Source organism: Lacisediminimonas profundi, assembly GCF_008831265.1.
GTDB classification, from domain to species: domain Bacteria; phylum Pseudomonadota; class Gammaproteobacteria; order Burkholderiales; family Burkholderiaceae_D; genus Lacisediminimonas; species Lacisediminimonas profundi.
Window position 1 is genome coordinate 143,121 of the sequence record NZ_VTTH01000004.1, and the last position, 25,756, is coordinate 168,876.

The 25,756-nt window shown below is 61.6% G+C and carries 24 protein-coding genes; 7 read left to right on the plus strand and 17 right to left on the minus strand.

The genetic code is table 11. The annotated features are described in order from the left end of the window. The first annotated feature begins 7 nt into the window (after positions 1–7). Together FVE66_RS12965 and metH are read left to right on the plus strand one after the other, a co-directional pair. Entirely contained in the window at positions 8–859 is an 852-nt protein-coding gene (locus FVE66_RS12965; protein WP_151447876.1) for a dimethylarginine dimethylaminohydrolase family protein, read from the plus strand. Between the two features lie 177 nt (positions 860–1,036). After that, entirely contained in the window at positions 1,037–4,792 is a 3,756-nt protein-coding gene (metH, locus tag FVE66_RS12970) for a methionine synthase (RefSeq protein ID WP_151447877.1), read from the plus strand. A 208-nt stretch (positions 4,793–5,000) separates the two neighbouring features. Here the strand turns inward: metH and FVE66_RS12975 are convergent, their stop codons facing one another. The 3 genes from FVE66_RS12975 to trmB all read right to left on the minus strand — a co-directional run bounded on the left by FVE66_RS12975 (position 5,001) and on the right by trmB (position 7,775). Further along, positions 5,001–5,963, minus strand: a complete 963-nt coding sequence (locus FVE66_RS12975; protein ID WP_161993273.1) for a Bug family tripartite tricarboxylate transporter substrate binding protein — start codon at positions 5,961–5,963, stop codon at positions 5,001–5,003. A 234-nt stretch (positions 5,964–6,197) separates the two neighbouring features. After that, on the minus strand, positions 6,198–6,962 hold the full coding sequence (locus FVE66_RS12980; RefSeq protein WP_151447879.1) for a class II glutamine amidotransferase: 765 nt from the start codon (positions 6,960–6,962) through the stop codon (positions 6,198–6,200). A 27-nt stretch (positions 6,963–6,989) separates the two neighbouring features. After that, entirely contained in the window at positions 6,990–7,775 is a 786-nt protein-coding gene (gene trmB / locus FVE66_RS12985; protein WP_338325388.1) for a tRNA (guanine(46)-N(7))-methyltransferase TrmB, read from the minus strand. Between trmB and FVE66_RS12990 the strand changes: the two genes are divergently transcribed. Further along, positions 7,774–9,114: an MFS transporter gene (locus FVE66_RS12990; protein ID WP_151447880.1), complete on the plus strand. Its 1,341-nt coding sequence runs from the start codon at positions 7,774–7,776 to the stop codon at positions 9,112–9,114. The genes trmB and FVE66_RS12990 overlap by 2 nt on opposite strands. A 55-nt stretch (positions 9,115–9,169) precedes the next feature. On the opposite strand, the gene FVE66_RS12995 is transcribed toward FVE66_RS12990, so the two are convergent. From FVE66_RS12995 to FVE66_RS13050, 12 genes are all read right to left on the minus strand, one after another. After that, positions 9,170–9,427: a BTH_I0359 family protein gene (locus FVE66_RS12995; protein WP_151447881.1), complete on the minus strand. Its 258-nt coding sequence runs from the start codon at positions 9,425–9,427 to the stop codon at positions 9,170–9,172. 133 nt (positions 9,428–9,560) lie between these two features. Further along, a complete protein-coding gene (locus FVE66_RS13000; RefSeq protein ID WP_241673202.1) occupies positions 9,561–9,932 on the minus strand; it encodes a GTPase in 372 nt (123 codons plus the stop codon). After that, positions 9,925–10,614, minus strand: coding sequence for a response regulator (locus tag FVE66_RS13005; protein WP_151447882.1), 690 nt, complete (start codon positions 10,612–10,614; stop codon positions 9,925–9,927). Before FVE66_RS13005 ends, FVE66_RS13000 begins: the two co-directional genes overlap by 8 nt. Before the next feature lie 79 nt (positions 10,615–10,693). Continuing rightward, on the minus strand, positions 10,694–12,955 hold the full coding sequence (locus FVE66_RS13010; protein WP_151447883.1) for a sensor histidine kinase: 2,262 nt from the start codon (positions 12,953–12,955) through the stop codon (positions 10,694–10,696). Then, positions 12,952–13,479, minus strand: a complete 528-nt coding sequence (locus FVE66_RS13015; protein ID WP_151447884.1) for a DUF4390 domain-containing protein — start codon at positions 13,477–13,479, stop codon at positions 12,952–12,954. Before FVE66_RS13015 ends, FVE66_RS13010 begins: the two co-directional genes overlap by 4 nt. Positions 13,480–13,656: 177 nt before the next feature. Continuing rightward, the gene (rsmB, locus tag FVE66_RS13020) at positions 13,657–14,964 is read right to left on the minus strand and encodes a 16S rRNA (cytosine(967)-C(5))-methyltransferase RsmB (protein ID WP_151447885.1); all 1,308 of its coding nucleotides are present in this window, start codon (positions 14,962–14,964) and stop codon (positions 13,657–13,659) included. A gap of 34 nt (positions 14,965–14,998) precedes the next feature. Further along, positions 14,999–15,346: a DUF1840 domain-containing protein gene (locus FVE66_RS13025; protein ID WP_151447886.1), complete on the minus strand. Its 348-nt coding sequence runs from the start codon at positions 15,344–15,346 to the stop codon at positions 14,999–15,001. A 30-nt stretch (positions 15,347–15,376) separates the two neighbouring features. Beyond that, the gene (locus FVE66_RS13030; RefSeq protein WP_151447887.1) at positions 15,377–16,648 is read right to left on the minus strand and encodes an MFS transporter; all 1,272 of its coding nucleotides are present in this window, start codon (positions 16,646–16,648) and stop codon (positions 15,377–15,379) included. Further along, positions 16,645–17,181, minus strand: a complete 537-nt coding sequence (locus tag FVE66_RS13035) for a hypothetical protein (protein ID WP_151447888.1) — start codon at positions 17,179–17,181, stop codon at positions 16,645–16,647. The genes FVE66_RS13030 and FVE66_RS13035 overlap by 4 nt, the downstream gene beginning before the upstream one ends. Positions 17,182–17,382: 201 nt before the next feature. After that, positions 17,383–18,504 carry an acyltransferase family protein gene (locus tag FVE66_RS13040; protein WP_151447889.1) on the minus strand — a complete coding sequence of 374 codons (1,122 nt, stop codon included), beginning with the start codon at positions 18,502–18,504 and terminating at the stop codon, positions 17,383–17,385. A gap of 34 nt (positions 18,505–18,538) precedes the next feature. Continuing rightward, positions 18,539–19,291: an SGNH/GDSL hydrolase family protein gene (locus FVE66_RS13045; protein WP_241673203.1), complete on the minus strand. Its 753-nt coding sequence runs from the start codon at positions 19,289–19,291 to the stop codon at positions 18,539–18,541. 96 nt (positions 19,292–19,387) lie between these two features. Continuing rightward, a complete protein-coding gene (locus FVE66_RS13050) occupies positions 19,388–19,645 on the minus strand; it encodes a hypothetical protein (protein WP_151447891.1) in 258 nt (85 codons plus the stop codon). 287 nt (positions 19,646–19,932) lie between these two features. Here FVE66_RS13050 and FVE66_RS13055 point away from each other — a divergent pair, with 287 nt between their 5' ends. After that, the gene (locus FVE66_RS13055; protein ID WP_151447892.1) at positions 19,933–20,757 is read left to right on the plus strand and encodes a hypothetical protein; all 825 of its coding nucleotides are present in this window, start codon (positions 19,933–19,935) and stop codon (positions 20,755–20,757) included. A 136-nt stretch (positions 20,758–20,893) separates the two neighbouring features. On the opposite strand, the gene FVE66_RS13060 is transcribed toward FVE66_RS13055, so the two are convergent. Both FVE66_RS13060 and FVE66_RS13065 read right to left on the minus strand, forming a co-directional pair. Beyond that, positions 20,894–21,685, minus strand: coding sequence for a fumarylacetoacetate hydrolase family protein (locus FVE66_RS13060; RefSeq protein WP_151447893.1), 792 nt, complete (start codon positions 21,683–21,685; stop codon positions 20,894–20,896). A 97-nt stretch (positions 21,686–21,782) separates the two neighbouring features. After that, positions 21,783–22,265, minus strand: a complete 483-nt coding sequence (locus FVE66_RS13065; protein WP_151447894.1) for an Lrp/AsnC family transcriptional regulator — start codon at positions 22,263–22,265, stop codon at positions 21,783–21,785. Between the two features lie 138 nt (positions 22,266–22,403). Here FVE66_RS13065 and metC point away from each other — a divergent pair, with 138 nt between their 5' ends. From metC to FVE66_RS13080, 3 genes are all read left to right on the plus strand, one after another. Further along, positions 22,404–23,642 (plus strand): cystathionine beta-lyase, encoded by a 1,239-nt coding sequence (metC, locus tag FVE66_RS13070; protein ID WP_151447895.1) that lies wholly within the window; start codon positions 22,404–22,406, stop codon positions 23,640–23,642. A 100-nt stretch (positions 23,643–23,742) separates the two neighbouring features. After that, the gene (locus FVE66_RS13075; protein WP_241673204.1) at positions 23,743–24,579 is read left to right on the plus strand and encodes a VOC family protein; all 837 of its coding nucleotides are present in this window, start codon (positions 23,743–23,745) and stop codon (positions 24,577–24,579) included. A gap of 23 nt (positions 24,580–24,602) precedes the next feature. After that, complete coding sequence (locus tag FVE66_RS13080; protein WP_421829753.1) at positions 24,603–25,736, plus strand: M14 family metallopeptidase; 1,134 nt, start codon at positions 24,603–24,605, stop codon at positions 25,734–25,736. Positions 25,737–25,756: the final 20 nt, after the last annotated feature.

The window sequence follows — 25,756 nt, forward strand, 5'->3', positions numbered from 1 at the left end:
CCCAGCCATGAAGCCCCGCATCCTGATGTGCGCGCCGGATCACTTCGATGTGGTCTACGTCATCAATCCCTGGATGGAAGGGAACGTCGCCCATTGCGATCCCGCGCTCGCCATGCGGCAATGGCAGGCATTGTCACGCGCCATCGGCCGGGTGGCGACGGTGGAATCGATCCTTGGCACGGAGGGCGTGCCGGATATGGTTTTCACGGCAAACGCCGGGCTCGTGATTGGAGAGAAAGCCATCCTCTCCCATTTTCGTCACATCGAGCGCCAGGCCGAGGAGCCGCTTTTTGCGAGCTGGTTTGCTGCCCACGGGATGCAGGTGCTGCGCCTTCCGGACGACATTTACTTCGAGGGCGCAGGCGATGCGCTGTTCGATCGCCGGGAGCCCTTGCTATGGCTGGGCTGGGGCCACAGGTCCAATCTCGGCAGCGCACCGTTTCTCGCCATGTGGCTGGATGTCGTGGTGCAGCCGCTCAGGCTGGTCGACCCGCGTTTCTATCATCTGGACACCTGCTTCTGTCCACTCGATGGCGGGCGCCTGCTGTATTACCCGGATGCGTTCGATGCCGAGTCGCAGCGCCGGATCGCGGCACGGGTTCCGGCGGAATTTCGCATTGCGGTCAGCACCGATGATGCCAAGGCGTTTGCCTGCAATGCCGTCAATGTCGGCAGTCACCTGTTCATGAACCGGGCATCGGCCGCTCTGGTGCAGGCGCTGGAAGCCGCAGGTTATCAGGTTCACCAGACGCCATTGTCCGAATTCATGAAAGCGGGCGGTGCGGCGAAGTGCCTGACGCTCAGGCTGGACGAGCGGGTCGCGCGCTCCCGCAGCCATCCTCGCCTGATCTCGGACTGATCCGAAGTGCCGTATAATTGTGCTCGCGCCGATTTGATTTGAACAAGTCAAACCCAGCTTGCGGGCGCAAGGGAGATCTTCCGATTTCCCGAATAAATACTGCTAAAGCGGACCTTGAAAGAACCCGGCTCCGCAACAGCAGCCGGGTTTTTGCATTTCCAGAACGGATAAAGCCACATGAAACGCGACGCCATCTCTCCTGTTGAAGCAGTCCTGCGCGACCTGCTGTCCCGCCGCATCCTGATACTCGACGGTGCGATGGGGACAATGATCCAGCAATACAAGCTCACCGAAGAGGATTACCGCGGCGCGCGTTTTGCCGATTATTCGGTGCCGGGCAAGCAGTTGTTCCTGAAGGGGAACAATGAGATGCTGACCCTGACCCGTCCCGACGTCATCAGCGCGATTCACGAAGAATACCTGGCAGCCGGCGCCGACCTGGTCGAGACCAATACCTTCGGCGCCACCTCGGTGGCACAGGACGACTACCACCTGGCTCACCTCGCCTATGAGATGAACGTGGAGGCGGCAAGACTGGCGCGGGCAGCGTGCGACAAGTACTCGACGCCCGACAAGCCGCGCTTCGTGGCCGGCGCCCTTGGCCCGACGCCCAAGACAGCGTCGATCTCGCCGGACGTCAACGACCCTGCCGCGCGCAACGTCACCTTCGACCAGCTTGCCACCGCCTACCTGGAACAGACGCGCGGCCTGGTGGATGGCGGCGCCGATGTGTTGCTGGTCGAGACCATTTTCGACACGCTCAATTGCAAGGCGGCGCTGTTCGCGCTGGAAACTTATTTCGAAGAGACCGGCACCCGCTTGCCGGTCATGATTTCGGGCACGGTGACCGACGCCTCCGGCCGCATCCTGTCGGGCCAGACCGTGCCTGCCTTCTGGAATTCGGTGCGTCATGCGCGGCCGCTGACGGTGGGCCTGAACTGCGCGCTCGGTGCGGCGCTGATGCGGCCCTACGCCGAAGAATTGTCGAACATCGCCGACACCTTCGTCTGCATCTATCCGAACGCCGGACTGCCCAATCCGATGTCCGATACCGGCTTCGACGAAACACCGGACGTGACCTCGTCCCTGCTGAAAGATTTTGCTGAAAGCGGCTTCGTCAACATTGCCGGCGGTTGCTGCGGCACCACGCCGGCGCACATCAAGGCAATTGCGCAGACCGTGGGCGGCATTGCGCCGCGCAAGCTACCGGATGTGCCGTGCGCATTGCGTCTGTCCGGGCTGGAACCGTTTACCGTGGACGAAAGCTCGCTGTTCGTGAACGTCGGCGAGCGCACCAACGTGACCGGGTCGAAAGCCTTCGCCCGCATGATCCTGAACGAGCAGTACGACGAGGCGCTGTCGGTGGCCCGCCAGCAGGTCGAGAACGGCGCCCAGATCATCGACGTCAACATGGACGAGGCGATGCTGGATTCGGTCGCGGCGATGACGCGCTTCATGAACCTGATTGCGTCCGAGCCTGACATTGCGCGCGTTCCGGTCATGATCGACTCGTCCAAATGGTCGGTGATCGAGGCCGGCCTCAAGTGCGTGCAGGGAAAGTCGGTCGTCAACTCGATTTCGATGAAGGAAGGCGAGGAAGAATTCCTGCGCCAGGCTTCGCTGTGCCGCCGTTATGGCGCTGCGGTGATCGTGATGGCATTTGACGAAAAGGGCCAGGCCGACACCTTCGCGCGCAAGACCGAGATCTGCGAACGCGCCTACCGGCTGCTGGTCGACCGCGTCGGCTTCCCGCCGGAAGACATCATCTTCGATCCGAACATCTTTGCGATCGCGACCGGCATCGAGGAGCATAACAACTACGCGGTGGATTTCATCAATGCCACCCGCTGGATACGCGAGAACCTGCCCTATGCGAAGGTCAGCGGCGGCGTGTCCAACGTCAGTTTCTCGTTCCGTGGCAACGATCCGGCGCGCGAAGCGATTCACACCGTATTCCTTTATCACGCGATCAAGGCGGGCATGACGATGGGTATCGTCAATGCCGGCATGGTGGGCGTGTACGACGACCTCGATCCCGAGCTGCGCGAGCGGGTCGAGGACGTGGTGCTGAACCGCCGGGAAGATGCGACCGAACGGATGATCGAGATTGCTTCGAGCCTGAAGGCCGGCGGCAAGAAGGAAGAGCAGAACCTGGAATGGCGCAACGCGCCGGTCGAGAAGCGGCTGGCCCATGCGCTGGTGCACGGCATCACCCAGTGGATCACCGAAGACACCGAAGAGATGCGGCTCAAGACGAAGGATGCGGGCGGGCGCCCGATCAACGTCATTGAAGGGCCGCTGATGGACGGCATGAACATCGTCGGCGATCTGTTCGGCCAGGGCAAGATGTTCCTGCCGCAGGTAGTGAAATCGGCGCGCGTGATGAAGCAGGCGGTGGCTCACCTGATTCCCTACATCGAAGAAGAGAAGCAGGCCGAGGAGAAACGTACCGGCATCGCGGCCAAGGCCAAGGGCAAGATCGTGATGGCGACCGTCAAGGGCGACGTCCATGACATCGGCAAGAACATCGTCTCGGTGGTCCTGCAGTGCAATAACTTCGAAGTGGTCAACATGGGCGTGATGGTGCCCTGCTCCGATATCCTGGCCATGGCCAAGGCGGAAAATGCCGACATCATCGGCCTGTCGGGCCTGATTACGCCCTCGCTGGAGGAAATGGCGCACGTCGCGCGCGAGATGCAGCGCGACCCGCATTTCCGCGCGCTCAAGATGCCGCTGATGATAGGCGGCGCCACCACCAGCCGGGCCCATACCGCGGTGAAGATTGCCCCGCACTACGAAGGGCCGGTGATTTACGTGCCCGATGCTTCGCGTTCGGTGTCGGTGGCGCAGTCGCTGCTGACGCCGGAACAGCGCGATTCCTACCTGGGCGAGATCGCCACCGACTACGAGCGCATTCGCCACCAGCATGCCAACCGCAAGTCGACGCCATTGCTGTCGCTCGCGGATGCGCGCAAGAACAAGGCGGTGCTGTCTTTCGATGGCGACGCTGCGCCGGTGAAGCCGAAATTCATCGGCCGCCGCGAGTTCAGGAACGTCGACCTGGCGACAGTGGCGAAATACATCGACTGGGGCCCATTCTTCCAGACCTGGGACCTTGCCGGTCCGTTCCCGGCAATCCTGAAGGACGAAGTGGTCGGCGAATCGGCTACCCGCGTCTACCAGGAAGGGCTGGCACTGCTGAAAAAAGTGATCGACGGCCGCTGGCTGACGGCAAACGGCGTGGTTGCCCTGCTGCCCGCGAACAGTGTCAATGATGACGACATCGAGGTCTATACCGACGACACCCGCACTACCGTTGCGTTCACCTATTACGGAGTCCGGCAGCAAACGGTGAAGCCGGTGATTGACGGCGTCGCCCGTCCCAACCAGTGCCTGGCCGATTTCATCGCGCCCAAGTCATCCGGCCGTGCCGACTACATCGGCATGTTCGCAGTGACTGCCGGCCTGGGCATCGAGAAGTACGAGAAGCGCTTTGAAGACGCCCATGACGACTACTCGTCGATCATGCTGAAGTCGCTGGCCGACCGCCTGGCAGAGGCATTCGCCGAGTACTTGCATGAACGTGTGCGCAAGGATTTGTGGGGATTCGCCCCGCAGGAGTCCTTGTCGGCCGAGGAATTGATCAAGGAATCCTATCGCGGCATCCGGCCAGCTCCTGGCTATCCGGCTTGTCCGGAGCACACGGTCAAGGCCGACATGTTCCGCGTCATGCAGTGCGAAGAAATCGGGATGCAGCTGACCGATTCGTTTGCGATGTATCCCGGTGCGTCAGTGTCGGGGTTCTACTTTGCGCATCCGCAGTCGAAGTACTTCACGGTCGGCAAGATCGGCATGGATCAGGTGGAGGACATGGCGCACCGGCGCGGCGTATCGCGCGAGCAGCTGGAGCGCTGGCTGGCGCCGAATTTGTAGCGGGGAGGAGTGCGGCAGCAATTGCGTCAAGGGCCGATCAACCTAATAGCTCCCTCCCTTTCAAGGGGAGGGAGCATTCGTGGCGTGCGTCGGTCTACGCTATGAATAAGGATATGGGTAATGATCAGCGTCAAGGGGGACGGATGCGGCCGCCGGCGCAGCGGCGCCATCACTGGCGCCCGTCACCCGGACCGCTCCCCCCTCGCGATCACTCCACCTTGGCGCCCGAGATGCGGACCAGATCGACCCAGAAGCCCTGTTGATCCCTGAGGAACTGCTCAAACTCCTCCGGCGATGCAGACGGTTCAAGTTCATACCCCATGGAGATGAGCTTGTCCCGGATGACCGGTTTGGACAGGGCCGCTACAAAGGCCCCGTGCAGCGCCATCTGGGCGTCACGTGGAATTCCCTTCGGTGCAATGATGCCGAACCAGACGTTAGCGTACTCGAAGTTTTTCAGGCCGGTTGCGCGCAGGTCGGGGATCAGCGAGGGAACATTCGGCAATGCCTTGGACGGGTTCAGGGTCGAGACGCCGAGAGCACGCAAGCGCCCATCCCTGATCTGGCCTATCACCCCGGCCAGCGGGTGCAAGCCGAAGTCAACCTGGGAAGTCAGCAGCGCCGTCAGCATTTCCCCGGCGTTCTTGTAGGGAATGTGGTCGGCCTTCACGTTCAACTGGTGCGCCACCAGCGCGCCGGCCAAGTGTGCCGTGGTGCCGTTGCCTTGCGAGTTGTAGCGCAATGTCCGGGACTTCATTTGGGCCAGGAAATCCTGCGTATTGGCTATTTTCGCCTCGGCCGGGACCACCAGTACATTCGGCGTGCTTGCCAGCTTCAGGACCCGGGTGAAGTCCGATTGCGCCGAGTATGGAAGGGTTTTGTACAGCGCAGGGTTCACGCCCAGCGTGGCGCTGCCGCCCAAGCCCACGGTGTAACCGTCGTTTTTCGCCCGCGCGATGGCGGCGGTGCCGATCGAACCGCCCGCGCCGGGCTTGTTCTCGATGACCACCGACTGATTCAGATGCGTGGCGACTTCGGGTGCCAGCATCCTGGCCAGGATGTCGTTGGCAGAGCCCGGTCCATATGGAATCACCAACGTGATCGTGCGCGACGGATACTTTGCTTCCTGCGCGCTGATGGCCGGTGCCCCCAGCACCAGCGCTGCTGCCATCAGGGCGGTAGCGGTTCGCCTCGTGGTCAAAAAAGCAGGTAATTTACACCTGACTGATTTCATCATTTCGTCCCCTTTTTTCTATTTTTTGTCACCTGCAGACGCTGCCAGGCATTCTCCGAATATTGGCGACGGGCATGGGGATGTCAACGCGGGGGCATCTAGCGTTCACATGTCGAAAGCTTGTTCAGAATTCGGACCTCGCGGGTCCCGCCGCGGACTGAATGGCCCGGCTCAGACCGGCTGGCCGTCGACAAACACGATCAGTTCGCCGGGCGATAGCCGGATCCAGGTTTCATTTGTCGTCAGCGGCTCGGTAACGATGATCGCGACCCGGTCCTCGGGCGTGGTCACCGTCGAGAAGTCGACGCTCATGTCTTCGTCGGACAGCCGGGCTTCGGCGAATGGATACTGGCGCACGATGTAATACAGGTTAGTCGCGCAGTGTGCGAACAGTGCCGAGCCGTTCGAGAGCATCATGTTGAATACGCCATGCGCTGCGATTTCCTTCGTCAGCTCCGTCATTGCAGCAGTGAGCTGGTCCAGCGCCGGCAGCTGGTCGCCGAAGCGCTCGCGCAGTTGCTGCAGCAGGTAACAGAATGCGCGTTCGCTGTCGGTGCTGCCAACCGGGCGGTAGGGGCCGGTCAGTTGCGGGTCGAAGTCCTTCAGGTCGCCATTGTGGGCGAACACCCAGTAGCGACCCCAGAGCTCGCGCACGAAGGGATGGCAGTTTTCCAGCGCGATCCGGCCCTGGGTGGCTTTGCGGATATGGGCGATGACGTTTTTCGATTTGATCGGCCACGCCTTGATCAGATCGGCCACCGGCGAGTCGATCGCCGGCAGGTGGTCGACGAAATGGCGCACGCCCGCGCCCTCGAAGAACGCGATGCCCCAGCCATCGTTGTGCGTGTCGGTGCGTCCGCCGCGGGTGGCGAAACCGGTGAAGCTGAATACGATGTCGGTCGGGACATTGCAATTCATTCCGAGCAGCTGGCACATGAGGTCGAGGTCCTTCGTGTTGATTGGTTACGGTAGCACGGGGGCGCTCAAAACTACAGCCGGAATGTCGGCATGGCAGCGCCACAGGCTGTGGCCGGACGCCAGGTACTTGCCTTCAAATGGTGTCAGCACGGCGTCCGGGTCCGGGCACCAGCGTTGTACCTCAGCCGCCTGGCCGGTCAGGTGCTGCAGCGCGGTCGCGAACTCCTGCATGTAGAGCAGCCAGTTGCTGCGGCATTCGATCCGGCCGCCGAGCGCGATGATGACGGGGAACACCGGATGACCGTGCCAGCGCCGCCCCAGATGCTGCTTGCGCGGCCAGGGATTCGGATAGAGCAGGTAATGGTGGGACAGGGTCATTCCGGCCGCAGCCATCAGCCGCCAGAAGTCGACCACGTCCGCCCGCAGCATCAACAGGTTGGCCGGATTGTCGGGTCGGGCCGCTGGCCCGCGCTGCAGGCGTTCCTCGGATTGATCAACGCCGATCACCAGATGGCCGGGATGGCGCCCGGCCAGGGCCAGGGTCGACCAGCCAACGCCGCAACCTGCGTCCAGGACCAGCGGCGGCCGCCCAGCCTGCCGCCAGGCCGCCTGCATCCGTTCGAAGGCATGCCGGGTGTGGAGCGATACCGGCTTGCGAAATGGCGTGGCGCGATGCCGGTCGAGGTGCCGCAGCAGATCCGGATGGATGCCGTCCTGGTTGCTGGTTACGGGACGTGAATTTCCTGACATCGGCAGAGTATACGGCAGGAACAAGGGCAGGCGGCCGGTGCCCGCGCCGGTCGCGGCATAATGTCGGCATAATATCGGCATGACGCAAGTAACCCCCTTCGCCGCCACCGGCCCCGCTGCCGCAACGCCCAAGTTGCTTGATCCGCCGGTCCGGCTGGCGCTGGCGATGTGGGGGCTGGCGGTCGCCTTCTACCTGTTCGGTTTCTTCCACCGCGTCACTCCGGCAGTGCTGACGACCGAACTGATGCTGGACTTCCAGCTCAGCGCAGCCATGCTGGGCAACCTGTCGGCGTTCTATTTCTATTTCTATGCAGCGATGCAGTTGCCCACCGGGGTGCTGGTGGACCGGTTTGGTCCGCGTCGGGTGCTGTGGATCGGGGCGATGATCGGCGGCGTCGGTGCCTTGCTATTCGCATTTGCCGATACCTTCGCGTCGGCGGCGCTCGGCCGCGGACTGATTGGTGCCACGGTGGCAGTCGCCTGGGTATCGATGCTGAAGTTGTGCGCACACTGGTTTGATGCGCGCCGCTTGGGCATGGTGACCGGCGTGTCGCTCGCGGTGGGGACGATGGGCGCCGTCATGGCCGGTTTGCCGCTGCGGGCGCTGTCGGATGCGCTGGGCTGGCGTCCGGTGATCGGCGCTTCGGGCATCGTTGCCCTGCTGATCGCTGCCGGCATTTTCTTCCTGATGCGGGACGATCCGGTGCAGCGCGGATTCCGCAGCCAGATACCGGCCGGCGCAGCGTTTCACGCGCCCTCGCTGCGCACCATCCTGTCGGGCTTGGGGCGAATCTGGGCCTACCGCAACGTGCCCTTGCTGTTCTGGGTGCCGTCGGGAATTTGCGGCGCATTCCTGACCTTCACCGGCTTGTGGGGGGTGCCCTTCCTGGTGCAACAGCACGGACTAACGCCACGCTCGGCGTCGCTGGTAACGAGCGGCATGCTGATCGCGTTTTCAGTGGGAAGCATTGCCTTCGGCATCTTGTCCGACCGCATCCGCTTGCGCAAATTGCCCTATGTCATTGGCGGCAGCTTCACGCTGATCAGCTACGGTGTCTTGTACATTTTTCCGGATGGCCGGCTGTCCGTGCTGGTGCCCCTGCTGCTGCTTGGCGCGGCAGGATCTGGCAGCATGGCAGTGGGATTTCTTTACTCGAGGGAATCGGCGCCGCTGGCCTTGTCGGGCACCGTGGCCGGTGCAGTCAATATGGGGGTGATGGTCGGTCCCTTGTTCCAGCAGCCCCTGATCGGGTGGATCCTGGACAAGAACTGGAGCGGGGCCTTGCTGGATGGCGTGCGGGTGTATGACCTGCATGCGTACAAACTGGCATTCGGCTTGCTGCTGCTGTGGGTGGCGTCGTCCTGTGTCGCCTTGCTCGCCACCCGTGAGACGCATTGCCGGCAGTACCGGGAGCCGTAGTCCGGGAACCCGGAACTCCGGGGCAGTTTCGGCCCCGGAGTTCCGGCATCACTGCTTAATGAAGCAGGACGGGTTGACTCATCAGTACGTCGTAGTTGCCGAGGAAGGCATCGATGTCCTCCTCGGTTGGCTGGGTCGCGATCAGGTCTTCGACATTTTTCCGGAAGGCCTCGGCCAGCGTGCCACCGATGAAGATTTCCTTTCGGCAAGCCTTGTCCATGATTTCATAGCCGCCGAAACGCAGCGCGTCACGTCCGTCATCCGGAACGAATTCAACGACGCTGTACTGATCGCTGTTATAGATGAGATTCATTTGCGCTCCTTTTACGGCAAGGTCAGTGTGCCTGCTCGACACGTCTGTTACGTAAATGGCGCTGGCGGGCAGGATTTCAAGAACATCCACTATCGATGCTGCCCCTGTCGCATGCAGGAGCCATGCCAAGGTGTCAGGCGGAAAGATCCGGCTCCAGGCTGAGAAGCGCACTGTAAGGTGGTGACGACAGGATCTCCCGCAAACTTGCCATGTGGTCGCGGCTGGCCACGCCGATGAAAATTCGCGATGGACGGGTGCGCAACAAACGGTTCAGCGTTATTTTCATCACCAGGTTGCCGGTGCAGCAGAGGCAACCGGGGGCGGTGCGGGCAATCGTCAGGTCGGGACCCTCGGCCAGATGCAGCTTGCCGTCGGGGATTCCTTCCATCAGCACCGCGGTCCGGCCCGGCGGCAGGGCGTAGATCGCCGCGGCAATGCAGGATTCACGTGCAGAGGCGCTGCCTCCGCTGACGAGGATTGCAGGAATCGGTCCGGCGTCAGCCACCGCGGCGGACTAGCTTTGCCGGTTCCACGCCCAGTTGTTTGAGCTTGCGATACAGGTGTGTCCGTTCAAGCCCAGTGCGTTCAGCGACCCGTGTCATGCTGCCTCCTTCGCGCACCAGGTGATGTTCGAAATACGCGCGCTCAAAGGCGTCGCGCGCCTCGCGCAGCGGCAGCTCGAACGAGACGGTAAACCCCACCTCCGCCGGTACGGCCGGCGCGCTGTCTGCGGCAAGCGCTTCGCCTGCGGGCGCGCTGGCTGCCTGTGCGGGCGTTTCGATCGCACGGATCGGCGTCGCCAGTGCGGGCCGCGCCGGTTCCAGTTGGCGTTGCAGTCCTTGCTGGACTGCTTTCAGCAGCTTTTGCAGCGAGATCGGCTTTTCCAGGAAATTCAGTGCGCCGATGCGAGTCGCTTCCACCGCGGTGTCGATGGTTGCATGGCCCGACATCATGATGACCGGCATGGTCAGCAATCCGTCCCGTTGCCACTCCTTCAGCAGCGTCACGCCGTCGGTGTCCGGCATCCAGATATCGAGCAGGACCAGGTCCGGTGTCTCGGCGGCACGCATGGCTCGCGCCTGCTGCGCGTTCTCGGCGGTGGTCACGACATGGCCCTCGTCTCCCAATATTTCGGAGAGCAGCTCGCGAATGCCCATCTCGTCGTCAACTACCAGTATGTTTGCCATTTATTACCTTCATCCTTCTTTGTTGTGAAGCCCCCTGAGTCGCTGCGTATTCTATTGGATCAGCGCGTCATCGCCCTTCTTAATTAGTCTCGGCTAACTTCATCAACAGGATGAAGATTCTAGCCCCGTTTGTATCCGGCCGATTGTTCAGATCAATACGGCCGCCATGTTCTTCAACGATTTTCCTGACCATCGCCAAACCCAGGCCGGTGCCGCGTTGCTTGGTCGTGACGTAGGGCTCGAATGCGCGGGCCAGTATCTTCGCTGAAAAGCCGGGACCGTTGTCGCAGATCGTCAGGCGCACCGCCGAACGCGGGCTGCCGTTGGCATCTTCATACCGGATCTCTTCAGTGACGACATCGATATGGGCCGGGATCGCCTTGTCGGCGCGCTCGAGCACGGCATCTTGCGCATTTTGCAGAAGGTTGTGGATCACCTGGCGCAACTGGGTCGCATCGCCCATGATCTTCGGCAGGCCGGGCGCGAGTTGGGTGTGGATGATGTCACGATCGTCGCCGGCGATGTAAAGGCCGAGAATCTCCTCGATCAGCGCGTTGATGTCGAGCGGCGCCAGCACCGCCGGCGGCGTCTTTGCATAGTCGCGGAAGTCGTCCACCATGCGCTTCATGGCCGTGACCTGGTTGACAATGGTGGTCGTGCCCCGTTGCAGTATTGCTGCATCCGGTTCGGCCAGCTTGCCTTCGAGCTTCATCTGCAGGCGCTCGGCTGAAAGCTGGATCGGCGTCAGCGGATTCTTGATTTCATGCGCGAGGCGGCGGGCAACCTCGCCCCACGCAATGGAGCGCTGGGCGGAGATCACGTCCGAAATGTCGTCGAACACCACGACATAGCCGGCGCCGACCGGCAGGCGGGAGCCGCGCGCCAGAAGCGTCAGCGTGGTGTCGCCATCGGTGCTGGGGGCCTGGCCAGGCACTTCCAGCTGTTGCTGCCAGTGCACGCCGGGCGCGCCCGGTTCGCCTGCCTGCTGTGCGCTTTGTTCCAGGAATGCCTGGGTGATCGATTGTGCGAAGGAACCCAAGCCATCGATCGACTCCAGGGACTGGCCGATTTCCTGCTCGAAGTCATGCTGGAGGATGCGCGCGGCGGACTGGTTGCAGGTCTCGATGTGGAACTGCTGGTCGAGCACCATCACGCCGGCCGACATGTTGGCCAGCACGGATTCGAGATACGCCTTTGCGTTCTCCAGTTCCGCGCGGTTCTGTTCCACTGCTGAGCGTGCGTCGGACAATTGCCGTGTCATCTGGTTGAAGGATTGCGTCAGCGTGCCCAGCTCGTCGTTGCTGGCCACGATCGGCCGCGGTGACAGGTTGCCTTCGGCGACCGCCTTGGTTCCCTGCGCCAGCAGCAGGAGCGGCTTGGCAAGTTCGTTGGCAATCAGGAAGGCGCTGGTGATCGCGCCGAAGATGGCGAGCAGCAGCGTCAGCGTCAGGGTGACCAGGTAGATCTTGCGCAGGCCGGAGCGGCCGAGAGAGCGTTCCTGATATTCGCTGTAGGCGGCGCGCAACGCTTCGGCGTCTGTCGCAAGCTGGGTCGGCACTGTCTGCAACAGTTGCAGGTAGCGTTGTTCGCTGGGTACCGGCAGGGCGTTGGAGAGGGTCGGGATGGCGACCACTACCCGTAGCCGAAGCGGGATGCTGTCCTGTGGCAGGCCCGAGCGCGTGACCGCTTCGCTGCCGCCTTCCAGCGCGGCAAAGGATCGATGCAGCCGGGCCTGGGTCAGCATCGCCGACGACGGCAGGTCGGGCCGCAGCATGCCCAGCGCGCCGCCATCGGATGCGATGACGCGTCCTTTGCCCGACACGATGACTGCCTCCTGCACCTGGTATTGCTCGCGCAGCCGCGACAGTTGCGTCACCTGTCCGCCGTCCGCCGAGTCGCCCAGCGCAGTGGCCATGCTGCGCCCCTTCGATGAGAGGTCGGACAGCGCACTGTCGAGGGCGGTACGGCCGAGCGTCAGCCCTGATTCGAGCGCGGATTCGACGCGCACGTCGAACCAGGATTCGATCGAGCGCGAGACGAACTGCACCGACATCAGATAGATCACGAGTCCGGGAAGAATGCCGATCAGTGCGAACATCATCACCAGCCGGGCCATCAGGCGCGAACCGAATCTGCGTGCCCGATAGCGGCGGTAGAGCCGGGTCAGCAGCAGCGTAACCAGTCCGAGCAGCGCGACGGCGATCAGCGCATTCAGTCCGAGCAGCCACGGATAATGCCGATCGAAGAATGCGGAGTTTTCCGAGGCCGACGCGAGCAGGAACAGCAGTATGCAGACAACCGCGCCGCCCACCACCAGCAAGTACCGCAGCGCGCGTGTCACCGCCCATCCATCCGGAAGCTGAAAGTTTTCCAGTCCGAGCTGAGACGCCAGTCGCTGTTATTCATGGCGTTGACCTGGAACGGCTTGGGCAGCTGTCCCACATCCAGGCCCATGCGCAGCGAGACCTGGTAGGTCTCGCCGCTCTTGAGGGCGCCACGCGGCGCCACCAGCCAGCGCGGCGGCCTGCGGATCGGGGACAGTGCATCTTCCAGCGTGGCGTAGCTCTGTTGCAGCCCGCCAGTCGAGATCCGGTACTGGCGTGTCAGCACGTTATACGACAGCCGGGTAGTCTGCGCTGCGCGCAAGGTGGTCTCGTCAAACCAGTACCAGCGGGGGCGGGAGATCGCCACCTCGGTAGTGAAATACATCGGGATACCGCGCCCCAGTGCGTCTTCCAGGCCGCGGTTCAGCTCGAAGGAGTAGGCCGCGGACAGGCGAACGCCCTCCTCGCCGGACTCCAGATGCGCCTGCATCACGTCCACCCCGTCTGCCCGGGCTGGCGCGGGGGCCAGCAGGGCGGACATTGCGAAGGTCAACGCCAACCAGATCCAGCATGCCTGAAAGAGTCGTCGAGTCACTGGTGATGGGGTCAGGGTCGGGCCGCTGTCGGGCAGCGTATCTTATGGTTATCGGGGGGCTTGCAGTGCCCGGGCATGCCGCTTGCCGTGCGCCTTGCGGGCGTGGCGTTGGTCACCACTTTATCAAACTGGAGCCTTTTGGAACAGCGCATAGAAAAGCCCGTCGTGATCCTGTTGTGGATTTGCTTCGGGCAGCAGCTGTCCTGGCGCCGGCAGCGGGCGGGCTCCTGTCCGCGCCGCGAAGGCCTGGGCCTGCAATGCCGATTCTTCGGGCCACAGCGAGCAGGTCACCAGCAGCAGCTTGCCGCCCGGCGCCAGCATGCGCCAGAGATTGTCCAGTATCGAGGCTGAATGCCGGGCCAGCCGGCTGGCGTCTTCAGGCCGCCGCAACCACCGGATGTCAGGATGGCGGCGCACGATTCCCGAGGCGGTGCAGGGAAGGTCTGCCAATATTCGGTCGAACGGGGCGCCGTCCCACCAGCCTGCGCCGGCGGCATCGCCCTGCACCAGCTTGGCCGTCAGGCCGGTCCGGTCCAGGTTTTCCTGCACCCGCCTGAGCCGGAGCGGGTCGACATCCAGGGCCGTCAGGTCAAGTTCGGCCAGTTCCAGCATGTGGCAGGTCTTGCCGCCCGGCGCAGCGCAGGCATCCAGTACGCGCTGGCCGTCGTGCAGGTCAAGCAGAGGCGCCGCCAGTTGCGCAGCAGCGTCCTGCACCGAGACCAGGCCGTCGGCAAAGCCGGGAAGCCGGGCCACGGGCACGGGCTGCATCACCCGTACCGCCTGCGGGCCGAGCTGGATTCCCTGCATGCCGTGGGCTGCCAGCAGCTCGAGGTATTGCGGGACTTCGCATTTCCGGCGATTGACACGAAGGGTCAGCGGTGGCGCGGCATTGCCGGCCATGAGTATCGATTCCCATTGTTGCGGCCAGGCCTGCTGCATGCCGCGCACCCACCAGTCCGGGTAATTCCAGCGCGCCCGGAGCCTGGAGAGGACTTGCTGTGTGAGTACCTGCTCCTCGCGCAAGATGCGTCGCAGAACGGCATTCACCATGCCCTTCGTATGCGCGGTGTGGGGATTGGAGGCGATGGCATCGACCGCCTGGTCGACCACGGTGTAGGGTTCGTATGGACGTTGCGGGTCGAGCAGCAAGGCGACGGCGCACTGGAGCAGGCTTGCCAGCAGCGCTGGTTGCGGCGGGCGCGCGGCTACCAGCTGGATCACGGCGTCGGCGGTACCCAGGCGGCGCATGCAGCGGTAGGCGATGTCCTGCGCCGCACCACGGGTTTCGGGTGTCGTGGATGGATTGAATACCGAAGCCAGGGCGGCCGGCAGCGCCGTGCCCTGCGTGACTGCGGCAACGGCCTCCGCCGCCAGCAGCAATGCCGCAGCCAGCGACCCCTGCGGCGGGGCTTTTGCGATGTTCGTGCTCAATTAGGAGAGTACCGGTTGGAAGGCCGACGGCATCTCAGATGCCCCAGGCCACGTTATGGCCGCCACGGTTTGCCGCTCGCAGCATTTCCAGCAGCGGATAGGCGCGGGTGGGGAAACTCACTGGCTGGCTGGGTTCGTGCTCATGGTCATCATTGTCGGCGCTTTGATGGGCCTCGACATCGTGCCGGATATCCTCGGAGAGCGCATGCGCCCGAGCCTCGGCAATCTCCTGTTCCAGCCGCGCAATGGCGGGCCCAGTCTCGGCCGCGGTAATCACGCCACGTTCGCCGGCGGTCTTGCCAAGAAGTTCGAGAATATGGCGGGCGTGTTCACCGTACATCAACACGTCCGCAGCCGCTTTGGATTTGAATGTTACAAGCATGGGAGTCCTCATTTTTACGGCCTGATCCGACTATGACGATACAGCAGCGCCGGGCGCGCGGCTACGATGCATCGCAAATGCGATTAGCGCAGCCAGTTGCAGCACAACGCAGATTGCCAGTGTGGCTCTCATGGCATCGATGTGTGACAGGCCCATCAACCTGAAGCCGTCGATCACGATGCCGATGCCCCATTGCGCGATGAAAGCGAACAGGAACACAGTCATGTTATAGGCGCTGTTTGCGCGCCCGACCAGGTGCTGCGGAAAACTGATGCTGACCTGCGTATGGACCAGTGAGAGGATCGGCGCAAATATGGCGAGCACCATCCAGAGCAGCCACGCATATTCGCCATTCACCATCACGATAAGCGCCTGCGTCAGCAGCGTGCCCGAGGTGCCGACCGTGAGCACGGTGGTGGCCGGCCAGCGGCCGCGCCCACCTTGGGCAATAAGCCGCGGCGCCCACCACGCCAGGGCAAGGTAACCAGCCATCAGCGCGAGATTGAAGCCGAACAGCACTTCCGACGCCCGGGTCGGATCCAGGCCCTGCACCGTGGTCAGCCAAGGGCCGACCCACAAGGTCTGCAGTGCCACGAAAATACCCATGCAGACCGATCCGAGCACCACCATTCGCTGGAAATAGGCATTCCCGAAAATTTCGCGGTATCCCTGGGGCGGCGCGCCGGGTTGGGTCGCGCGCTGCGGCCGGGGGATCTGGCGTTCGGCCGGCTTCAGCAGGAAAAATACGGCGGCCGCTACCAGCAGGATCAGGCCGGCCATGAGCCCGAAAATTCCGCGCCAACCGATATGCGGAATCATCAAGGTGACCGGAACCGTGGCCGACAGCGCCCCGGCGGTGCCGGCAAACAGCATCCAGCTCGCCAATTGTGCCTGGCGCTCCAGCGCATACCACTGGCGGAACGCCGTCAACGCCGCCATCAGGCAGGCGGACACGCCAACGCCGATCAGCGCCCGGCCCACCCAAAGGCCTGCCAGGCTGGTGCTGGCGGCAAATACGGCCGCGCCTGCTGCCGCAAACACCAGCAGCGCTGCCTCGGTTCGCCGTGAACCATACTTGTCCAGCCAGATCCCCATTGGCAACTGGAGCGCGGCGAACGTGATGAAATAGGCGGCCGACAACAGACCGAGGTCGGAATTCGACAGGTTCAGGTCAGCCAGCAAGGCCGGTGCGATCACCGCGTTGATGGACCTGAATGCATAGGACAACAAGTATCCGGCGGCAAAACAGACGAATACCCGGATCGCCAGGGCGCCAGTGAGGTAATTGGGTGGTGCGCTCATTGCTGGATGGGACGGAATGACTCGAGGAAGGTGTCGGCAGCGTCGGTGCTGACCTTGCTAGCCGGGCCGAACACGATCACCTGGTAGGCGCGGTTGCCGCGGGACGCAAAGCGCGCATGCAGCTGGATCGCTTCGCCGCGCGGCGACTTGCCACTGGCCAGTATCTGACTCATGGGCAGTCCGGCCGCATTGACACTCTTTTGCTGTTGCACCGAGCCGGCGAGGTTGCGTACCAGCGCCGCCTGCAATGTGCCTGCTGCCTTCGCCGCCTGTTGTTCGTCCGGCATGACCACGGTGCCGACGGCATAGGTGACGCCATCGACTTCGGCGCCTCGCATCGTCATGTCGACCTCGATGCCGTCAAGCGTCACTTTCCTGGTGTGCACGGCCGGTTTGGCAGGCATCAGCACGGTATAGGGCGCTTCTGTTGCGCGTATCTCGCGCCAGTCGAGCGCGGGGGAGCATCCGGACAGCAGGGGAAAGCACAAGGCCGCGCACGCAAGATGTCGCCAGATATGGTTTTTTTTCGGCATGGCCGTGATGGTAACAGCAGCGGCGGCCGGCTTCAGTCCCGGCGTGCCGGGCCGGAACCAAAAAGAAGCCCGCGAACCTTGCGGTGGCGGGCTAAAACTTCCAGGGAGTGGTGCTTCGGTGAAGAACCGGTTCCATCGTAGAACGTAGCTCATCTCCGATATTGCGCAAACGCAAGGAAGTTACCTTTGCGCGCAGACTGGTCAATCCTTGGCCATGGCGAGTTCGCTGGCGGACAAGGCTTTGCGGTCCGCCAGCCGGTTGAACATATGGCGAAATGGCTGTTCGATGAAGCGGTATGTCCAGCCGGACAGGATCAGCAAGGTGGCGACGAAGCTCAGCAGGACGGCGCCCCTGAATGCCGGCGATTCAGTCCGATGCGCCAAGTTCTCGAAGATCATCACCAGCGGCATGTGCATCAGGTAGATCGAATAGGAGCGCTCGCCCAGGATTTGCAGCGGCCGGGTTTTCAGTACGCCGGCCAGCCAGCCATGGTCCCCGCTCACCCCCAGAATCAGCAGGGCGAATGCGAAAGGAAACCCAAACGCCAGCATGGGCCGGCCGTCGACCAGCATCAGCAGCGCCAGCAGCAGCAACGAACCGGCGACCGTGAACAGGGTGCCACCAGTATTCCGGATTTGCGAAAAATGCCAGCACAGGGTGCCCAGGAAAAAAGAGAAAACCGTGCGGGGAAAGCCGAAGTCATAGGTCAGCGACAGGCAACCGCCCACGGCCAGGCAGTTGTGCACCGTGACCGCCCCCCAGGCCGATATCGCCAACCCGGCGATCGCGAGCAAGGCGAACATCACGACCCGCGTGCGGCCACGGAAAAGCAGGCAGACGCCTGCGAACAGCAGGTAAGTGAAGAACTCGGTGCTGATGCTCCAGCTCGGCGTGTTGATGACCAGGTCCTCAAACAGGCCCATGCCGTGCGTGAAAGTGGCCACCGCCAGCAACTGTAGCGGATCCGGCACGAAATAATCGAGCGTGCCCGGTGCCCTGAGAAATGCATCGTGTCCGGAGAATGTTGCAATCCGCTTTGCCAGCACGATGCCGTTCTGCACCAGGATGAAGAACAGCGTGGTGAACCAGAGCAGGGGTAGCAGGCGCCCGGTGCGGCGGATGAAAAACGAGCGAAAATCATCGCTGTCATTCATCCGGCTGGAGTAGGCTGCGCAGATGACGAATCCGCTCAGCACGAAGAACAGGTCGACGAACAGGTAACCGTTGCGCAGCACCGACCATTCGGCGGTGCCGATCTTGAGGTGGTACAGGGCAACGATCAATGCAGCCAGACCGCGTCCCCCCTCCAGTGATTTGATCATCGGTGTTTTCCGTTGGTCCGACGGCGCTCTGCGGTCAATATGACATTTTCAAGAACTCTGCGGCAGCGAAGCGGCCCTTGAGCACATAGGTGTCGTCGTCCGGATGTATTCCATCGGGCATCAGCGTCCTGATAGCCTGCCCGTTCAGATAGGTCAGCAGGTACTGGTACTGATCGATCAGGTTCAGCCGCTCGGCGGCCGCGACCTCCTTCATTCCCGTCACGTATTGGTCAAGGCCGGCACCGGTCTGGTCGGTTGGGTTGGGTGTCTCGAAGATCACATTCTTTCCCTGCTGCTTTGCAATCTGTGCAAGCGAGGTCAGGCAAGTCTTGTATGCGCTGACCGACTCGCCGATATCCGCGCGCTGGTCATTGATCGCGTGATTGATGATGACGAATTTCGCGGTCGAGTTTCTCATTTGCGTAGGCCAGTCCGGGTGCGTGCCATCGGTTCCACCCAACAGCTGGCAGGCAGTGGTGCGGCTGACGCCCTCATTACGAACCGTGTAGCGTGCTGCAGCAGGCAATAGCGAGGCAAAAATCGAGGGCGCCGGTTGTGCTACCCGGGTGCCGCTGGTGCCGCTCGCAAATCCCCAGACCGTCGAATCGCCGTAGTAGTCGATTTCCTGCACCACGCTGCTCGCGGCAGAGGTCGGCTTCAACGGCGTCGTGTTGGACGCCACTGCCGCATCTGCGGGAGCAGCAGCGATTGCGCCATCGCCGCCGCCGCATCCAGCCAGGGTCAATGCTACTGCGGCCGCCGCCACCAACTCCAATATCGTTTGCACTTTCAAACCAGCCTCCTTGGAAAATTCAGCGCCGATGCAAAGGCACGCGCAAGCATCGCGCGCGGGGAAATATGGATTCCCCCTGCGCATCCATGATCAAAGAATTTTTCGGCTTTTCACTTGTGCCAAATTAAGGCCGGGAGGCTTTCCGCTTAATAAGCCTCGTTGCACGCGGAGATCCAATTGCCAAGGTAAAAGTTTTATTTTTCTGCGGCAATTATTCCATTCGAAAACGGCATGTTCGCGGCTCGGCAGCGCCTGAATTTCCCTATGAGCTCGAGTTTGTGCCCGCGCAAGTTTCCATTCGGATTCGAGGCCTGCAGCCGATGTTTTTTTCCATGCTTGATTGACCACAAGATTGCCGTGTGGCGTCGCCAGTACAGTGGCTTCACATCAACAGGCATTGCCTGGTTGATCGGTTGACCGATGAGCTTTCGGTCCTGTCGGAGGGCCTCTGCTGCAGCCCGCAGTGTCCCTCGCTCAGGACCGGGGAAAACATCCCCAGCGAGCAGGCGACAGCGATGTCGTGAAGCCATCTGCGGGACGTTGAGGGCACGCATTTTCGCAGATGCTGGCGTCCATCATCCGGTTCCTTTTGCTTGTAGCAAGCCTGTTTATAAACCTGAGTGAGGAAACCTGAAATGTTCAAGCGCAAGAATGTCCTGTTAGCGGTTGCCGTGTCGATGCTTCTCGCTGCTTGCGGCGGCGGCAGTGACACGCCGGTTACCGCAGTGAGTAGTCCCGCGCCGTTGATTCCTACCGCCACTCCGCCCACAGCCGACAATTCCGTGCTGAGCGGATTTCTCCGCCTGACCAGCGATCAAGTGATGTTCAGCAACACGGTCATCACTGCCGACCAGCTCGCCAGCTTCCCTGGCGATGCCGGCCCCTTCACGACTGGCACCAATGCCCCGCTGACGCAATTCGGCATGCGCATTTCTCCGATTGGAATGGATACGGCCGATGGCCAGGCCAAGACCGCCCGCATCGCGATCGACTTGACCGAGAAGGCAGCATCGGCCGCTCCCGGCGAGCAGGCTGAACAGCTGCAGCTGATGATCGACAAGGTCACGCTGACGGTGAGCCCGGCAGGCGCGTTCAGTGTTGCGGTTCCGGCTGGCGCAAAGGTCTATGTTCATTACGTGCCGGCGACTGGCGCGGCAGTCGATGCCACGGCCGATGCAGCTGATCTGGTCCGGCTCGACGCAGTTGCTGGCGATGGCACCAGCAACATGCTGGTGCTGGACCTGGAAACGGCGATCACCCGGGCGCTGGCCGGAGCAGCAGGGCTGGCAACGGCCAAGAACATGGCCGGCAAGTTCGACATGCTCGCCACCTTGTCGAACGTGGCAATGCGCAAGGCCGACGAGACCACGCCGGTAGTGGGAACCTCGATCACTGTCACCAATGCTGGCCAGGCTGCTGTCGTTGGCGCTGGCGTTGCGGGTGTGATCAACGTTCAATGATCGCTGCGGGACGCGTGACGGGAAAAGGAGCGGCTTGGCCGCTCCTTTTTTGCAGAGGCTGAATGGATATTCAGAGGGCTGATGGCAGGGGCGGCTTCCTCGCGCGCGAAGATGGTTTTGCCGCCCCGTGCCGGTATCAGACCACGCGCACGTTGATGTCGGGCAGTCCGTCAATGTGCCCTTGCATCAGGTCACCCCTGACCACCGGGCCGACATTTTCCGGCGTGCCGGAGTAGATGATGTCGCCTGGCTGCAGTTCGAAGGCTTCCGACAGCTTGCTGATTTGTTCGGCGACCGACCAGATCATCTGCTTCAGATTCGAGTTCTGCTTTACGGTGCCATTGACCTTGAGCGAGATCGCACCCTGTTTGAAATGACCGACATTCGAGACCGGATGGATCGGACCGATCGGGGCCGAACGGTCGAAGCTCTTGCCGATCTCCCAGGGCTTTTTCTGGTCGCCCATTGCCCGCTGCAGGTCGCGGCGCGTCATGTCCAGCCCGACCGCATAGCCGAAAACAAGGTCAAGCGCCTTGTCCATTGGAATATTGCGCCCGCCTTTTGACAGTGCCGCGACCAGTTCGATTTCGTAATGGTAGTTCTTGGTCAGTGGCGGATACGGGTGGTCAACCGTCTTTCCTGGCATGACCAGCTGGATTGCGTCGGTTGGCTTCTGGAAGAAAAACGGTGGCTCCCGCGTCGGGTCTGAACCCATCTCGCGCGCGTGCGCCGCATAGTTGCGGCCGATGCAGTAGATGCGCCGCACCGGGAACATGTCCGAGCTGCCGACAATGGGGATCATCGTGTGCGCCACCTTGAACGGCGTTTTGGCGTCGCCGCTGGCCGTGGTCGGCAATGCGCATCCTGCTACGGCGCCTACGCCAGCAGTGGCAACGGTCTTGAGCAGGCTCCTGCGTCTGTCATCCATTCTTGTCTCCTCTGTTTTTTGGGGTTTTACGACGGATTCATTATGCAACATCTGCGGATGCGGACCGCGCCAACTGTTTCAATCGTGCAATCGCGGTTCAGCCGGCATGGCCAAGCGGTAGTGCGGTCGTATATTTGATCTGCTCCATGGCAAACATGGAGCTGACATCCGACAGCGCGGCGCCCTGGATCAGGGTTTTGTAGATCCGGTCGTAATCCTCGATGCTGGAGACCACGACTTTCAGCAGGTAGTCGGTGTTGCCGGCTACCCGATAGAACTCGGTCACCTCAGGCAGGGCACTTACCAGCCTGTGGAAGGACGCGAACCATTCGATATTGTGCTCATTGGTGCGTATCGAAATGAAAACCGTCACGCCGACATTCAGTTGGGCAGGGTCCAGCAATGCGACCCTTTTGCGGATTACCCCGCGCTCTTCCAGCTTTTGAATGCGGCGCCAGCAAGGCGTCGGGCTGAGTCCCACCCGCTCTCCCAGCTCCGCTACCGACACCGTCGCATCTTCCTGCAGGATGGAGAGGATCTCCCGATCGAAGCGGTCAAGTTTTTCAGATGGGATTCGCATATTGGAAGAAACATCCACTAAAAGTTAGTATGGTAGTAAAAAATACCATAAAGCCCGGTTATTGCCGATGAAATTGAAATTCCATTCCGCGGCCGCTGCGTAGAATATTTCCAGATAATTCAACTGGATATTCCGTGTATGCAAAACCAGCCTGTGGACTACTCCTTGCCCGGCACCTGCACCAAGCTTGCCCATATAGGACGTTCTTCTGCCGACCATTCGGGCATGGTCAATGTCCCGGTTTACCGCGGCTCGACCATACTTTCCGGAACGCTGGAAGAGTGGGAATCGCGCAAGACTGCGGGCAATCCGATGGCAAGCTACGGCCGCTTTGGCACGCCGCTTACCCGGTCCCTGGAAGATGCGATCAGTGAACTGGAAGGGGGATATCGGTCAATCGTGTTTCCCTCCGGCCTTTCGGCCTGTACCCATACCCTGCTGGGCCTCCTGAAAGCTGGCGACCATGTGCTGATGAGCGACAGCGTATACGGGCCGACCCGTATTTTCGCGGAGCGGGTGCTGAGCCGGTTGCAGATTGCCGTCGAGTATTTCGATCCCCTCGATGCGGCCGGCATGGCTGAGCGGGTAAAAGAAAATACGAGGGTGGTTTATGTAGAGTCCCCGGGTTCGCTGACCTTTGAAGTGCAGGATATTCCGCAAATTGCGCAAATAGCCCACAGTGCGGGTGCCTTCGTCGTGATGGACAACACTTGGGCGACGCCACTCTATTTCCGGCCGTTCGAGCACGGGGTGGATATTTCCGTCCACGCCGCAACGAAATATATCGTGGGGCATTCCGACGCCCTGCTTGGCGTGGCAACCGCGAACGAGCGAGCCTGGCCCGCCTTGCAGGCCAGCGCTTTCGATTTTGGCGAAACTGCCGGACCGGATGACATATTCCTGGCGCTGAGAGGACTTCGTACCCTCGCGGTTCGCATGCAGCGGCATTGGGAGAATGGCGTATTGCTGGCTGAAAGACTCAGGCGCCATGAGGCCGTGGAGAAGGTCTTGCATCCAGCCCTGGCGAGCGATCCGGGACACGCTTTATGGAAGCGCGACTTCCATGGCGCCAGCGGATTGTTCGGCATCATCCTGAAGCCCATGTCCCGGCATCAACTTTCTACCTTGTTCAAGAGTTTCAAGCTGTTCGGGATCGGTTTGTCGTGGGGCGGGTTCGAGAGCCTCGCATTGCCGGTCGATTCGGTGACCAGAAATTTCGGCCGGCGACTGCCGGGTGGACCCATGTTACGCATCCACGCCGGCCTTGAAAGCACGGATGACCTGATCGCCGACATGGTCCAGGCGCTCGATGCCGCTTCCCGTTGCGCGAATGAAGATGGTGAGGTGGCGTGCAATATTTTGCGTGAGGTCGGATAACATTCCGGTTGTTCTGGAAGATTAACTGGCGTGCAGGCTGCCATCGCGGCGAGCAGGCAGCCTGGCTTGTGGTTACAAGGCATTGAATCAAATGGAAAACATGAAACCAATACTGGATCATGCAGTCATCAACGTCCGTGAAAATCTGGACCAGGCGGTCGATACATTCACGCGCCTGGGATTTTCCCTGACACCGCGCGGATATCACACGCTTGGATCCAGCAACCACTTATGCATATTCGGGGAGAATTACCTCGAATTGCTAGGTTACGAATCTGCCGCAAGCCGGCCTGAACTTGCGAAGCAAGTTCAAGGCCTGGGCGGCCTGGTATTCAAGGCGGATGACGCCGAGGGCCTGTTTCGAGAAATCCAGGCACGCGATATTCCGGTGGACGCGCCGCGTGAATTTCATCGGCCGGTACAAACAAAGTCGGGGACGGAAGAGGCGCGTTTCCGGACCGTCAACCTGGCCCCCCATCTGGTTCCAAATGGGCGGGCATTTTTTTGCCATCATCTGACACCACACCTGGTCTGGCAGCATGAATGGCAGGAGCACCCTAACGAAGTCACCGACATCATCGGATTTGTCATCGCCAGTGAAGATCCGGCGCGTTCGTGCGCGCTATACGAAAAATTGTTCGACACGGAATGCGCCGATGACGGACGCGACTGCAAAATCCTCGCCGCCGGCAAGGCCGCGATTCACTTCATGACGCCGGCCGCCGCACAGGCGCGTTTCGGTCCAGGTACATCCGCAGCGCCGGATGGGACGGACCGGATGGTGGCAGTTGTCTTGCAGACGAAGTCGCTGCAAGCTGCACGACTGGCAATCGCGCAGGGCGGAGTGGCGTCGGTCGCTGGCAGCGACTACATCCTGGTTCACGCCGGGCAGGCCATGGGTGCCGCCGTGATGTTTGTTGAACGGGAATGCCTGTGAGGCCGGCTGCAATGCAGGCCGTGATGCCCGCTGTGATGTCCGCTGCGATGTCACCCTTGATACCGGACTACTGGGACTGCTTTGCCCTTGACTACAGCGGAGCGCGTGAAAAATTCCGTCTTGCTGCGCAAGCGGCGGGAGCCCGGTTGTGCGCCTACCAACATCCAGAACAGTTGGCGCCAGATGGGAGCGCGCTGAGCATCGATGTCGCGCACCTGGGCAATCCTGCCGCAGCAAAACAGTTGCTTATCGTCAGCGGCACCCATGGCCTGGAAGGGGCGGCAGGATCCGCGGCGCAGATCGCATGGATGAAGAGCGGCGGCGCGCAGGCATTGCCCGCAGACCTGGGCGTGCTTCTTGTCCATAGCCTGAATCCCTATGGCCATCAGCATGGCTCGCGCACCACGGAAAATAACGTGGACCTGAATCGCAATTTCGTGAACCACAATGCGGCCTATCCGCAGAATCAGGCTTACGCGTCATTGCATGAAAAGATCATTCCGGACCACTGGACCGAGGCACGGATCCAGCAGGCGGACGAGGCTGCCCGGCTGTACGGGGAGCAGTTCGGGGCGGATGCTCTCTACAACGCACTGGCCAGCGGCCAGTACAGTCATCCCGATGGCCTGGTGTATGGCGGCAGCCAGCGCGAGTGGTCGAACCGAACGCTGGAAACGATAGTCCAGGTCCATCTGGAGCATGCCAGGCAGGTCGGTTTCATTGATTGGCATACCGGTATCGGTGATTATGCCGAACCCTTTTTTTTATGCTTCAACGAAGATGGCGGTAAATTGCAGGCCCGGGCGGCCAGCTGGTGGGGAGCAGACCGCGTCCTCGGACAGCGCCCGAATGGAATGGCGCGGCCAAACTATCAGGGTCTGGTTTTCTTCGGGCTCCAGGAATTTTTGGGAGACCGGCCCGTGGTCGGGGCAGTGATCGAGTTTGGTACGCGTGGCCTCGGTACCCGCTATTCGCTGCGGCTGGATCAATGGTTGCGCCACAAATCGCATTTGCATCCCGATCCCATGCGGGATGCACACTTGCGCAGCGATTTGCTGGATGCGTTTGTCCCGGTTTCGAACAGCTGGCGCAGGTCGGTGCTGCGCCACAGTATGGAAATTACACAACAGGCTATCGCGGGCGTGAGCGCGTGGTAGCCATCATTAAAACCCCCAGG

Coding starts and splice junctions, on each gene's coding strand:
- FVE66_RS13025 (WP_151447886.1), bottom strand. CDS start 15,346: ATGCTTGTAACATTCAAATCCAAAGCGGCTGCGGACGTGTTGATGTAC.
- FVE66_RS12975 (WP_161993273.1), bottom strand. CDS start 5,963: ATGGCAGCAGCGCTGGTGCTGGGGGCACCGGCCATCAGCGCGCAGGAA.
- FVE66_RS13060 (WP_151447893.1), bottom strand. CDS start 21,685: ATGGATGACAGACGCAGGAGCCTGCTCAAGACCGTTGCCACTGCTGGC.
- FVE66_RS13080 (WP_421829753.1), top strand. CDS start 24,603: ATGCCCGCTGTGATGTCCGCTGCGATGTCACCCTTGATACCGGACTAC.
- metH (WP_151447877.1), top strand. CDS start 1,037: ATGAAACGCGACGCCATCTCTCCTGTTGAAGCAGTCCTGCGCGACCTG.
- metC (WP_151447895.1), top strand. CDS start 22,404: ATGCAAAACCAGCCTGTGGACTACTCCTTGCCCGGCACCTGCACCAAG.
- FVE66_RS12965 (WP_151447876.1), top strand. CDS start 8: ATGAAGCCCCGCATCCTGATGTGCGCGCCGGATCACTTCGATGTGGTC.
- FVE66_RS13040 (WP_151447889.1), bottom strand. CDS start 18,504: ATGATCAAATCACTGGAGGGGGGACGCGGTCTGGCTGCATTGATCGTT.
- FVE66_RS13030 (WP_151447887.1), bottom strand. CDS start 16,648: ATGAGCGCACCACCCAATTACCTCACTGGCGCCCTGGCGATCCGGGTA.
- trmB (WP_338325388.1), bottom strand. CDS start 7,775: ATGCCGATATTATGCCGACATTATGCCGCGACCGGCGCGGGCACCGGC.
- FVE66_RS13035 (WP_151447888.1), bottom strand. CDS start 17,181: ATGCCGAAAAAAAACCATATCTGGCGACATCTTGCGTGCGCGGCCTTG.
- FVE66_RS13005 (WP_151447882.1), bottom strand. CDS start 10,614: ATGGCAAACATACTGGTAGTTGACGACGAGATGGGCATTCGCGAGCTG.
- FVE66_RS13015 (WP_151447884.1), bottom strand. CDS start 13,479: ATGTCCGCCCTGCTGGCCCCCGCGCCAGCCCGGGCAGACGGGGTGGAC.
- FVE66_RS13055 (WP_151447892.1), top strand. CDS start 19,933: ATGTTCAAGCGCAAGAATGTCCTGTTAGCGGTTGCCGTGTCGATGCTT.
- FVE66_RS12995 (WP_151447881.1), bottom strand. CDS start 9,427: ATGAATCTCATCTATAACAGCGATCAGTACAGCGTCGTTGAATTCGTT.
- FVE66_RS12990 (WP_151447880.1), top strand. CDS start 7,774: ATGACGCAAGTAACCCCCTTCGCCGCCACCGGCCCCGCTGCCGCAACG.
- FVE66_RS13075 (WP_241673204.1), top strand. CDS start 23,743: ATGAAACCAATACTGGATCATGCAGTCATCAACGTCCGTGAAAATCTG.
- FVE66_RS13065 (WP_151447894.1), bottom strand. CDS start 22,265: ATGCGAATCCCATCTGAAAAACTTGACCGCTTCGATCGGGAGATCCTC.
- FVE66_RS12980 (WP_151447879.1), bottom strand. CDS start 6,962: ATGTGCCAGCTGCTCGGAATGAATTGCAATGTCCCGACCGACATCGTA.